13 protein-coding genes and 1 pseudogene are annotated in these 10,326 nt (G+C 68.7%); 3 read left to right on the forward strand and 11 right to left on the reverse strand.

Features of this window, described 5'->3' with window-relative positions; all coding sequences use genetic code 11:
- The 5 genes from ACWGI8_RS30850 to ACWGI8_RS30870 all read right to left on the reverse strand — a co-directional run.
- A partial coding sequence (locus ACWGI8_RS30850) for a potassium-transporting ATPase subunit C (RefSeq protein WP_453665888.1) occupies positions 1-661 on the reverse strand: 661 nt, incomplete at its 3' end.
- Between the two features lie 5 nt (positions 662-666).
- The gene (gene kdpB / locus ACWGI8_RS30855; RefSeq protein ID WP_453665890.1) at positions 667-2,820 is read right to left on the reverse strand and encodes a potassium-transporting ATPase subunit KdpB; all 2,154 of its coding nucleotides are present in this window, start codon (positions 2,818-2,820) and stop codon (positions 667-669) included.
- Complete coding sequence (kdpA, locus tag ACWGI8_RS30860) at positions 2,817-4,496, reverse strand: potassium-transporting ATPase subunit KdpA (RefSeq protein WP_453665891.1); 1,680 nt, start codon at positions 4,494-4,496, stop codon at positions 2,817-2,819. The genes kdpB and kdpA overlap by 4 nt, the downstream gene beginning before the upstream one ends.
- Before the next feature lie 8 nt (positions 4,497-4,504).
- On the reverse strand, positions 4,505-4,594 hold the full coding sequence (gene kdpF, locus ACWGI8_RS30865) for a K(+)-transporting ATPase subunit F (RefSeq protein ID WP_018845955.1): 90 nt from the start codon (positions 4,592-4,594) through the stop codon (positions 4,505-4,507).
- A complete protein-coding gene (locus ACWGI8_RS30870; protein ID WP_453665893.1) occupies positions 4,591-4,749 on the reverse strand; it encodes a hypothetical protein in 159 nt (52 codons plus the stop codon). Before ACWGI8_RS30870 ends, kdpF begins: the two co-directional genes overlap by 4 nt.
- Before the next feature lie 260 nt (positions 4,750-5,009).
- Between ACWGI8_RS30870 and ACWGI8_RS30875 the strand changes: the two genes are divergently transcribed.
- On the forward strand, positions 5,010-5,207 hold the full coding sequence (locus ACWGI8_RS30875) for a hypothetical protein (RefSeq protein ID WP_453665894.1): 198 nt from the start codon (positions 5,010-5,012) through the stop codon (positions 5,205-5,207).
- Between the two features lie 216 nt (positions 5,208-5,423).
- Here ACWGI8_RS30875 and ACWGI8_RS30880 read toward each other — a convergent pair whose 3' ends face one another.
- Positions 5,424-5,930, reverse strand: coding sequence for a cupin domain-containing protein (locus tag ACWGI8_RS30880; protein ID WP_453665896.1), 507 nt, complete (start codon positions 5,928-5,930; stop codon positions 5,424-5,426).
- A 56-nt stretch (positions 5,931-5,986) separates the two neighbouring features.
- Complete coding sequence (locus ACWGI8_RS30885) at positions 5,987-6,355, reverse strand: DUF4267 domain-containing protein (RefSeq protein WP_453665898.1); 369 nt, start codon at positions 6,353-6,355, stop codon at positions 5,987-5,989.
- A gap of 93 nt (positions 6,356-6,448) precedes the next feature.
- Here ACWGI8_RS30885 and ACWGI8_RS30890 point away from each other — a divergent pair, with 93 nt between their 5' ends.
- Positions 6,449-7,030 (forward strand): TetR/AcrR family transcriptional regulator, encoded by a 582-nt coding sequence (locus tag ACWGI8_RS30890; protein WP_453665900.1) that lies wholly within the window; start codon positions 6,449-6,451, stop codon positions 7,028-7,030.
- A gap of 50 nt (positions 7,031-7,080) precedes the next feature.
- Here ACWGI8_RS30890 and ACWGI8_RS30895 read toward each other — a convergent pair whose 3' ends face one another.
- Positions 7,081-7,572, reverse strand: coding sequence for a DUF1772 domain-containing protein (locus ACWGI8_RS30895; RefSeq protein WP_453665901.1), 492 nt, complete (start codon positions 7,570-7,572; stop codon positions 7,081-7,083).
- Between the two features lie 3 nt (positions 7,573-7,575).
- Positions 7,576-8,238, reverse strand: coding sequence for a maleylpyruvate isomerase family mycothiol-dependent enzyme (locus ACWGI8_RS30900; protein WP_453665903.1), 663 nt, complete (start codon positions 8,236-8,238; stop codon positions 7,576-7,578).
- 71 nt (positions 8,239-8,309) lie between these two features.
- On the opposite strand from ACWGI8_RS30900, the gene ACWGI8_RS30905 reads away from it, so the two are divergent.
- The gene (locus ACWGI8_RS30905) at positions 8,310-9,227 is read left to right on the forward strand and encodes a LysR family transcriptional regulator (RefSeq protein ID WP_453665904.1); all 918 of its coding nucleotides are present in this window, start codon (positions 8,310-8,312) and stop codon (positions 9,225-9,227) included.
- 44 nt (positions 9,228-9,271) lie between these two features.
- Here ACWGI8_RS30905 and ACWGI8_RS30910 read toward each other — a convergent pair.
- Together ACWGI8_RS30910 and ACWGI8_RS30915 are read right to left on the reverse strand one after the other, a co-directional pair.
- A pseudogene (locus ACWGI8_RS30910) lies at positions 9,272-9,412 on the reverse strand (IS5/IS1182 family transposase); the annotation flags it as partial.
- Positions 9,367-10,059 (reverse strand): class I SAM-dependent methyltransferase, encoded by a 693-nt coding sequence (locus ACWGI8_RS30915; protein WP_453665906.1) that lies wholly within the window; start codon positions 10,057-10,059, stop codon positions 9,367-9,369. The gene ACWGI8_RS30915 and the pseudogene ACWGI8_RS30910, both read right to left, overlap by 46 nt.
- Positions 10,060-10,326: the final 267 nt, after the last annotated feature.

Below are 10,326 nucleotides of genomic sequence, written 5' to 3' on the forward strand. Positions count from 1 at the left end.
GGGGCTCGCCCATGAAGCCGCGGATCCGGCCGTCGGTGTGGTCGGCGACGAGCTCGTCGACCTGGGCGACGGTGAGGTGGTTCCGCTCGGCGACGCGGTGGACCTGGAGCTTCGCGTACTCCGGGGAGATGTCCGGGTCCAGGCCGGAGCCGGAGGAGGTGACGGCGTCGGCCGGCACGTCCGAGGGCTTGACCTTGTAGGTGGCCGTGGAGTTGTCCTTGACGACGGCGGCCTTGGCGGCGATGACCTGGGCGCAGAGCGTGCCGTCCTCCGCCTCCGCAGGGCAGCGGCCGTCGACCGCGCCGTTGTCGCCGGAGCGGTTGGTCGCTCCGGAGAGGATCAGCTTGTACTGGGTGTTGACGCTGTTGCTGCCCAGGCCGTTGGAGGGACGGGGCTGGAACCACTTGAGGTCCGGGACCGCGGCCTCCTCCGGGTCGTCGGGGTTCTTCTTGGGCAGGTTGTAGGTCTGGCCGATGAGCGAAGAGCCGACGGCCTTGCCCTCGTTCTTGATCTCGGAGCCGTTGGCCTTGCCGGGGAACAGGCCCTGGGCGATGCCGGTGACCAGCAGCGGGTAGATGACGCCGGTCACCAGGGTGAGGACGAGGAGGGCTCGGAGCCCGGCCCCGATCAGCCGTGCCGCGTTTCCAAACGAAGTGTTCATGGCGATCAGCCGATTCCGGGGATGAGGGAGATGAGCAGGTCGATGATCTTGATGCCGATGAACGGGGCGATCAGGCCGCCGATTCCGTAGATCCCGAGGTTGCGGCGGAGCATCTTGTCCGCGCTGGTGGGCCGGTAGCGCACGCCCTTGAGGGCGAGCGGCACCAGCGCGATGATGATCAGTGCGTTGAAGATGACCGCGGACAGGATCGCGGACTCCGGGGAGGACAGGCCCATGATGTTGAGCTTGTCCAGGCCCGGGTAGACCACCGCGAACATCGCCGGGATGATGGCGAAGTACTTCGCCACGTCGTTGGCGATCGAGAAGGTGGTGAGCGCGCCTCGGGTGATGAGGAGCTGCTTGCCGATCTCGACGATCTCGATGAGCTTGGTCGGGTTGGAGTCGAGGTCCACCATGTTCCCGGCCTCCTTGGCGGCCGAGGTGCCAGTGTTCATCGCCACACCGACGTCCGCCTGGGCCAGCGCCGGGGCGTCGTTGGTGCCGTCACCCGTCATCGCGACGAGCTTGCCGCCGGCCTGCTCGCGCTTGATGAGCGCCATCTTGTCCTCGGGAGTGGCCTCCGCGAGGAAGTCGTCGACGCCCGCCTCTTCGGCGATCGCTTTGGCGGTCAGCGGGTTGTCACCGGTGATCATGACGGTCTTGATGCCCATGCGGCGCAGCTCGTCGAACCGCTCGCGCATGCCGTCCTTGACGACGTCCTTGAGGTGGATGACACCGAGCACACGGGCGCCCTCGCCATCCTCGACGGCGACCAGCAGCGGCGTGCCGCCCGCCTCGGAGATGGTGTTGGCGAGCGTGTCGGCGTCGTCGGCGACCTGGCCGCCCTGCTCGTTGACCCAGGTGATGACCGAACCGGCCGCGCCCTTGCGGACCTTGCGCCCGTCCACATCCACACCCGACATGCGGGTCTGGGCGGTGAACGGCACCCAGGTGGCGTGCGCGAGCTCGCCCTGGTGGCGCTCGCGCAGCCCGTACTTCTCCTTCGCGAGCACGACGATGGAACGGCCCTCGGGGGTCTCGTCGGCGAGCGAGGAGAGCTGCGCGGCGTCGGCGACCTCGGCCTCGGTGACGCCCTTGACCGGGACGAACTCGGCGGCCTGACGGTTGCCCAGCGTGATGGTGCCGGTCTTGTCGAGCAGCAGCGTCGACACGTCACCGGCGGCCTCGACCGCACGGCCCGACATCGCCAGCACATTGCGCTGAACCAGCCGGTCCATGCCGGCGATGCCGATTGCCGACAGCAGCGCGCCGATCGTGGTCGGGATGAGGCAGACCAGCAGCGCGACGAGCACGATCATCGTCTGCGGGGCGTCCGCGTAGGTGGCGAACGGCTGCAGGGTCACGACCGCGAGCAGGAAGACGATGGTCAGCGAGGCGAGCAGGATGTTCAGCGCGATCTCGTTGGGCGTCTTCTGCCGGGCTGCGCCCTCGACCAGGTTGATCATCCGGTCGATGAACGTCTCGCCCGGCTTCGTCGTGATCTTGATGACGATCCGGTCGGACAGCACCTTCGTCCCGCCCGTGACCGCGGACCGGTCGCCGCCGGACTCGCGGATGACCGGGGCCGACTCACCGGTGATGGCGGACTCGTCAACCGACGCGACACCCTCGACGACGTCACCGTCGCCGGGGATGATGTCGCCGGCCTCGCAGACCACCAGGTCACCTATGCGCAGTTCGGTGCCCGGCACCCGCTCCTCGCTCTGGCCGTCCTTGGCCAGACGGCGGGCGACGGTGTCGGTCTTGGCCTTGCGCAGGGTGTCCGCCTGCGCCTTGCCGCGGCCCTCGGCCACCGCCTCGGCCAGATTGGCGAAGACAACGGTCAGCCACAGCCACGCGGTGATCGCCCAGCCGAACCAGTCCGTCGGGTCCAGACACGCGAAGATGGTGGTCAGCACCGAGCCGACCAGGACCACGAACATCACCGGCGACTTGATCATCACCCGCGGGTCGAGCTTGCGGAAGGCGTCCGGCAGCGACTTGACCAGCTGCTTCGGGTCGAACAGACCCGCGCCGACGCGGCCGGCCTCTGGCTTGTGACCGGTCGGCACATCACTGTGCGGCGCCCGAGTCGGAGTGGCCGTGGACATGGTGTCCTCTTGCTTGTTTGCGTCGGTCTTCTTCACGTTGATGCTCATGACGCCAGCCCTTCGGCGAGCGGGCCCAGCGCCAGGGCCGGGAAGTAGGTCAGACCGGTGATGATCAGGATCGTGCCGACCAGCAGACCCGCATACAGCGGCTTGTCGGTCCGCAGCGTGCCCGCCGTGGCGGGTACCGGCTTCTGCTCGGCGAGCGAGCCCGCCAGCGCCAGCACGAACACCATCGGGAGGAACCGGCCCAGCAGCATGGCCAGACCGATGGTGGTGTTGAACCACTGGGTGTCGGCGTTGAGACCCGCGAACGCGGAACCGTTGTTGTTGGCACCCGAGGTGTAGGCGTAGAGGATCTCGGAGAAACCGTGCGCACCCGAGTTGGTCATCGAATTCACCGGAGTGGGCAGGGCCATCGCCGCGGCGGTGAAGCAGAGCACCAGCGCCGGGGTGATCAGGATGTAGCAGGCCGCCAGCTTGATCTCACGGGTGCCGATCTTCTTGCCCAGGTACTCCGGAGTGCGACCCACCATCAGACCCGCGATGAACACCGCGATGATCGCCATGATCAGCATGCCGTAGAGGCCGGAACCGACACCACCAGGAGCGATCTCACCCAGCATCATCCCGAGCATCGTGACGCCACCGCCCAGACCGGTGAACGAGGAGTGGAAGGAGTCCACCGCACCGGTCGAGGTGAGCGTCGTGGACACCGCGAAGATCGACGATGCACCGATACCGAAGCGGGTCTCCTTGCCCTCCATCGCACCACCGGCGATCTCGAAGGCCGGGCCGTGCCCCGCGAACTCCGTCCACCACATCAGCAGCACGAAGGCGACCCAGATCGTCGCCATCGTGGCGAGGATCGCGTAGCCCTGCTTGACCGAGCCGACCATCTTGCCGAACGTGCGGGTCAGCGCGAACGGGATCAACAGGATCAGGAAGATCTCAAACAGGTTCGTGAACGCGTTCGGGTTCTCGAAGGGGTGGGCCGAGTTGGCGTTGAAGTAACCGCCACCGTTCGTTCCCAGCTCCTTGATCGCCTCCTGCGAGGCGACCGCGCCGCCGTTCCACTCCTGCGAGCCTCCCATGCCGGGCCCATTCAAGAATTGGCCGACCTCGTGGATCCCGGCGAAGTTCTGGATCGCGCCGCACGCGACCAGCACGATCGCCGCGACGATCGAGATCGGCAGCAGGATACGGACGGTGCCGCGGACCAGGTCGGCCCAGAAGTTGCCCAGCTCACCGGTACGGGACCGGGCAAAACCGCGCACGAGGGCCACCGCGACCGCGATACCGACGGCCGCGGAGACGAAGTTCTGCACCGCCAGGCCGCCGGTCTGCACGACGTGGCCCATGGCCTGCTCGCCGTAGTACGACTGCCAGTTCGTGTTCGACACGAACGACGCGGCCGTGTTGAACGCCTGGTCGGGGTCGATGGAGGAGAAGCCGAGCGAGCCGGGCAGACTGCCCTGCACCCGCTGCAGCAGATACAGGAAGAGAACGCTGACCGCGGAGAAGGCCAGGACACCGCGCAGATAGGCGGGCCAGCGCATCTCCGCGTTCGGGTTGGCGCCGATCGCCTTGTAGATCCACTTCTCGACACGCAGGTGCTTGTCGGAGGAGTAGACCCGGGCCATGTAGTCGCCGAGCGGACGGTACGCCAGCGCCAGCGCAGCGATCAGCGCCAGCAGTTGGAGCACAGCAGCAAGGAAGGGGCTCATGTGCGTGCTCAGAACCTCTCCGGCTTGACGAGGGCGAGGACGAGATAGCCCAGCAGGGCGACGGCCACGACCAGGCCGACGATGTTCTCGGCGGTCACAGCTTTGCCACCCCCTTGGCGACGAGAGCCACCAGCGCGAACACCGCGATCGTGGTGACGACGAAGGCCACGTCGGCCATCGTGAGCTCCTGAAGAGGTTCGGAATTGTTTCGGACCTCTACAGGAAAGCTGGATTCCGACTGGACAACGCCCACCCTTGACGGCTCCCTTACGGCCGTTGGCGCCCCTTTGACGGATCTCTTACGCCACCCCTCCGACCTGCAGAAAGGCCGGTGGACCAGGAGTGTCCGGCAGATCGTGCCGACATCGGCGCCGGGCGCCTTGGGGTGCGGGCGACAGCGTGGGCACGGGGAGGACCGCGACGAGCGGTCCGGTCGGCGCGGGGACCGATGCGACGGCCTGTTTCGCGGACTGGGAGGATTGCGCGGACCGCAACGGAAGGAGGGGGATGAGCATGGCCGTGCTCGTTCTGTCCGGCATCCTCGTGCTCGCCGTCGGAGGGTGCGTCTGTGTCGTGTGGGCGGCGTGGGGTGGCCCGCGCTGGGTACGCGCGGCGGCTGCCGCGACCCTGGCGGCGGGCGAGTTGGTGCGCCGGGCCGGGCGTACGAGCCGGAGCCCGAGCCTGGGCCAACGCGCCGACTCGGACGACTGAGGCCCTGTCCGGGCGGTCTTGTCGGGCCCGCTGCACCGTTCCGGACGAGGCCGACCATGCGCGGACCCGCATGAAACCGGCTCCGGTGGCGGCCGGGTCGCCGCCATCAACGAATGCCTGTGACCAGCGCATTCGGTGGGCGCGGGCCGCCTGCCCATGAACTGGCGTCCCGCGCCCGACGGTCACCGCGCCCGCCCGCCGTGGCCGATGGGAGGCTCACGCCGAGGCCCGGCCCCGTTCGTCGTCCCAAGTGGTGCTGTGCACGAAGTAGGTGTCATACACCTCCTGCACTTCCAGCAGGCTCTCGGGGGTGGTCTCACCAAGGGCGATGCGCTGCAAGTGGCGGAAGTACTCGAAGCGTTCGACGCCGGGAGTGATGACGATGAGGATGTCGGCGTCGCATCCAGGTGCTGCGGCAAAGGCGTGCGGGAGACCTGGCGGGACGATGACGAGGTCGCCGCGCTCGGCGGTGACGGCCTCGTCTCCGGACAGGAGCTGGGCGGCGCCGTCGAGCATGTAGAACATCTCGGCGGAGTTGTTGTGGCGGTGCGGACGGGCGCCGTCGGCGCCGTCGGTGAGGGTGACGCGCTGCGTGGACAGTGCCCCGCCGGTCGTGCTGCTGTCGGCCAGCAGCCGGACGGTGGTGGGGGTGCGGCCGATCACCTCGGCGTCGGCGGAGCGGACGATTACGGACGAGGCGAAGTCGGGTACGATCAGCGACATTTCGGGCTCCCTGTGGGTGTCGTCTTGCGCCTTGCCAGTGAGAGGGGGCGTGCGATTCAGACGGCGAAGAGCAGGCCGGCACTGATGAGTACGACGACGGCGGTGGCGAAGTGGATGCCGAACGCGACCGCCTTGGTGCCGCCGTGACGCAGCACTATCAGGGTGTCGCCGAGCGGCGTCAGCGCCACGACAAGCATGAACCAGGCTTCGGCGCGGGCGCCCGCGAAGGCCAGGAGAGCCAGGCCCAGGATGCCGAGGGTGCTGTCCCGCAGCCCCTTGATCGCGAGGTAGGCCGGGTCGCCGTCCGGCTTGGCGGGCACACCGTAACCGGCGGCGGCGGGGCGGGGCTGGAGCAGGAAGCGAGCCCCGATGAACAGCACGAGGAGGTCGAGGACGACGGCCAAGGTGTACGCGGTGACGGTCACGCCATATCTCCGTTCAAATTCTAGCAGCGCTAGGGACGAGAGCAAAGCTAACAGATCGGCAGCAGGAACTCTAGCGGTGCTAGAATTTCACTCATGTCGATCAAGACGCGCCGGGAGCGCGAACGAGCGGACCGCGAGCGGTTGATCGTCACCACTGCGCGGGAACTGGCGGAGACCGAGGGTTGGGACGCGGTCACGACCCGGCGGCTCGCCGCCGAGATCGAGTACAGCCAGCCCGTCCTCTACAGCCACTTCAAGGGCAAGGGCGCCATCATGGCCGCAGTCGCTGTACAGGGCTTCGCCGAGCTGGCCACCGAGCTGCGCGCGGCACGCACTGCGGCCGAGGGCGCCCGTGAGGCCCTCGCCACGGTGGGAGCGGCGTACACGGCCTTCGCGCAGGAACGCCCGGCGCTCTACGACGCGATGTTCACACACACCGTCGACCTGCCGTTCGCCACACCGCAGGCCCCCGCCGCCCTGCGCGACGCCTTCGGCGAACTGCTCCAGGCCGTCCAGCCGCTCGCCGACGACGACGATCCGGGCATCCTCACGGAGACCTTCTGGGCCGGCCTCCACGGCCTGGCCACCCTCATGCGCAGCGGCCGCCTCCCCGCGGACGCCCACGATCACCGCCTGGCGCTGCTGATCGGCCACTTCGCTCCGGAGAGCACCTAGGTGTACTGGCCCGCAGGGTTGATCAGCCAGTCGGGACGACCTTCGCGGGTTCAGTGGTGCTCGGTCGCTCGCCTGTCTGCTTGCCTGCCTGCCTGCCGCAGGGCAACAGAGATCAGGACGGCGAACGCAGCTATGGCAGTACAGGTACGGGCATCGTTGAACAGTTCCCAGCGGTACAGGATCTCTGCGTGGTCGGCCGGCGGCGTGGCGGCGGCCCACTGTTTGATACGGCCGTTGATCGGGACGTTTCCGAACCGGGTGATCAGGAAGGACGTGACGGTCAGGAGCCCTGCCGCTGCTGCGAGGACCCGGGCCCGGTCGCGTGTCAGGGCAGCCAGGGCGAGGGCGCTGAGAGCCGAGACCGCCATCGCCCCCTGCACGGTGATCCCGTTCATCTTCATCAGCTCGGTGTGGAAGTCGAGTCTCATGTCGATCGGCACGGAGTTGAAGGTCGGGACGAGGTTGGCGGCGCCGTAGCCGAAGGCTCCGGCGAGCAGACCAGTGGACAGCAGGGAAACGGCCAGAAGGAGCCGGGTGCGCACGGTTCAGGCTCCCTTGGCCGGCCGGGTGAAGCGGCTGCTCGCCGCTCCTCGGAGCCGGCCGCCTGGAATCCTGCGGCCGTATGCCAGCAGCAGGAGGTCCTGGGCGGGGCCGTACACCGGCGAGCCGGAGCCGTACGACCAGTCGAGGTCCTCGGCACACAGCCGCACTCCGTCGAGGTCGGCGCCGAAGAAATTCAGGCTGCTGGGCCGGATCTCGTCGAGCAGGATGCGCAGCCGGTCCTCGGGGACGCGCCGGTCGAGACCGAGAGCGACGGTGATGTCCAGCCCGTGAACCACGTCGTGGCCGAGTGCCGCCGCGAGCCCGCCGACCGGTGGTGTCCAGGGGTGGTCGGCGTTGTCCCTCAGGAAGGCGGCGAGTGCGGCGGTGGAATGGGCGGCCGCATCCCTGCGCGCGACCCGGTCGGTCATACGGCCAAGGTTTCCGCGCGCCTTGGCCAACTCGCCGAGCGTCACGGGCAGGGAGAGCCGGAACCCCATCGACATGTGTGCCGCGACCTCGCGAACCCGCCATCCCGCGCAGAGGCTCTGCCCGTTCCACTGGTCGGCTCGCAGAGTGTCGAGCAGGTCGGCCAGTTCTCGGCGTTCCGCCGAGATCGCCGCTCTGACCTGGTCCTTCTTCCCCTTGCGGGCTGTCGTGTTCTCCATGCGATCAAGCGTGCCGCGGACCGGGACATATCTCCAATAGATGGTTCTGCTGCAACCTAGAATCATCGATTATGGAACTTCGTCAGCTGCGCTACTTCGTCTCCGTGGTCGAGGAGGGCGGTTTCACCCGCGCCGCAGCCCGGCTGCATCTGGCCCAGCCCGGCCTGAGCGCCCAGATCCGCCAGCTGGAGAAGGAGCTGGGGCAGCCCCTGCTCGACCGCTCCGGCCGGTCGGTGACGCCGACCGGGGTGGGCCGGGCGGTCCTGCTGCATGCCCGCGCCGCACTGGCCGCGGCGGAGGCGGTGCAGCAGACGGTGGATGCGTACACGGGGCTGCTGCGAGGCCGGGTCACGCTCGGGCTGGTCTCCGGCGCCACCGGCCACGCCTTCGACATCGCCGCTTTACTCGCGGACTTCCACGACGCCCACCCCTCGGTCGAGTTGGCACTCACCGAGGACACCACGGAGCGGATGCAGGCTGCGCTCCTGGCCGGCGAGCTCGACCTCGCCGTCCTCGGGCCGGCAGAAGAGGTGCCACCGCCCGGAGTGGCCTTCCAGACGGTGATCGACGTCCCGCTGGTTGCCGCTGTTGCGCCCGGCGTTCCGCTTCTCGACCGCACAGATGGCACGAGCGTCCCGCTTGCCGATCTCCGCGACAGGCCCCTGATCTGCCTGCCGCGCGGCACCGGGGTGCGCGCGGCGCTCGAACGCGGCTGTTCGCAGGCGGGATTCCGGCCCCGGGTCACCTTCGAGGCGGCAGCCCCGCACGTGCTCGCACGGCTCGCCGCGCGCGGCCTGGGCATTGCCGTGCTACCTGCTGGAGAGGACGAGTCCCCCCTCGACGGACAGCTCCGCACCCTGCGGATCGTCCGGCCCGAGATGCGTGCCCGCATCGCGCTCGCCTGGCAGGCCACCGGTCCGTCGAGCCCCGCGGCCCGGGTACTCCTCGACCGCCTGCGCGAAGCCCTCCCGAAGCCGCCCGAGACCTAGGCTGCCTCTATCCATGGTCATCGTCGTGCCCGGATGAGGATGGCGGCGCGTGAGGAGTGGGCCCGGTCTGCCAGGACGGCGAAGGGCCTGGTGCGGGGCATGCCTGAGCCGGTTCGAGGCACGCGGATGCGCCGGCGGATCAGTCCTTGACCGGCAGGATCCGCACCCAGGTGCGGTCGTCGGTGAGGTACGTGTCGACGACGAGCCCCGCCTGTGCCGAGGCACGCTCGAAAGCCTCGTCGGTCAGGGGGCAGGACAGGAACGTATGGGTCCACTGCGCGTCAGGGAAGAGATATTCAACGTGGACGGACCGCACGCCGGGGCGCACCGGATCGGAGGACATCACCCGGATCAGACCGCCGTCGATCGCCCGCTCCCTCGGCAGGTTCTCGTGCCGTCCCTCGTCCTCCCGCTGGATCAGGACGCAGCCGTCGTCCGCGACATGTCGCCGACAGGTCCGAAGCAGTCGTTCGCGAACCCCCGGGCCGGCTGCATGGACGAGGAACGACCCCAGCAGCACCACGTCGAAGCGCGCGTCGAGTTCCAGCGTCTCGATCGGACTGCAGACGGTACGAGCGCCGTGGACCTGCTCCAGCATCTGGGGCGATTCGTCGACGGCGGTCACCACGAAGCCTCTTCGGACGAGCGGATGCGTGATGCGGCCTGTACCCGAGCCCAGCTCAAGGATGCGGGCCCCGGCCGGGACAGCGCCCTCGATGATGTCCGGCTCATCACCCACGGGAAGGCGCCGATACAGCTCGACCGCGCATCCGTCCGGGGTGATCGCTCCTGGCCCGCTTCCTTCGTACCCCTCGCGCACAATGTGGCTCATGCGCCCATCGGAACACAGGTGAAATGGCAGCGACAGACCACGTCTTGCGCTGCTTCCGCTGTACGTCCACGGGGGGGCCTCAGCCGCCGAAGGCCCCGCGAATGTCGTACGGCTGTGCGCCCCGGCCGTGGATCGTCAACGGCGCCTGCGCAAGAAAAGGGCCCGCCGCAAGAAGAAGCCGACCACGGCAGCAAAGCCGGCCGGCGCTGCCCCCTCTGCCCGATGTCCGATGCCCGGTCCGGTCCCGGCGATCAGCCGGTGGGACCG

It is taken from the genome of Streptomyces sp. NPDC054841 (assembly GCF_053611045.1).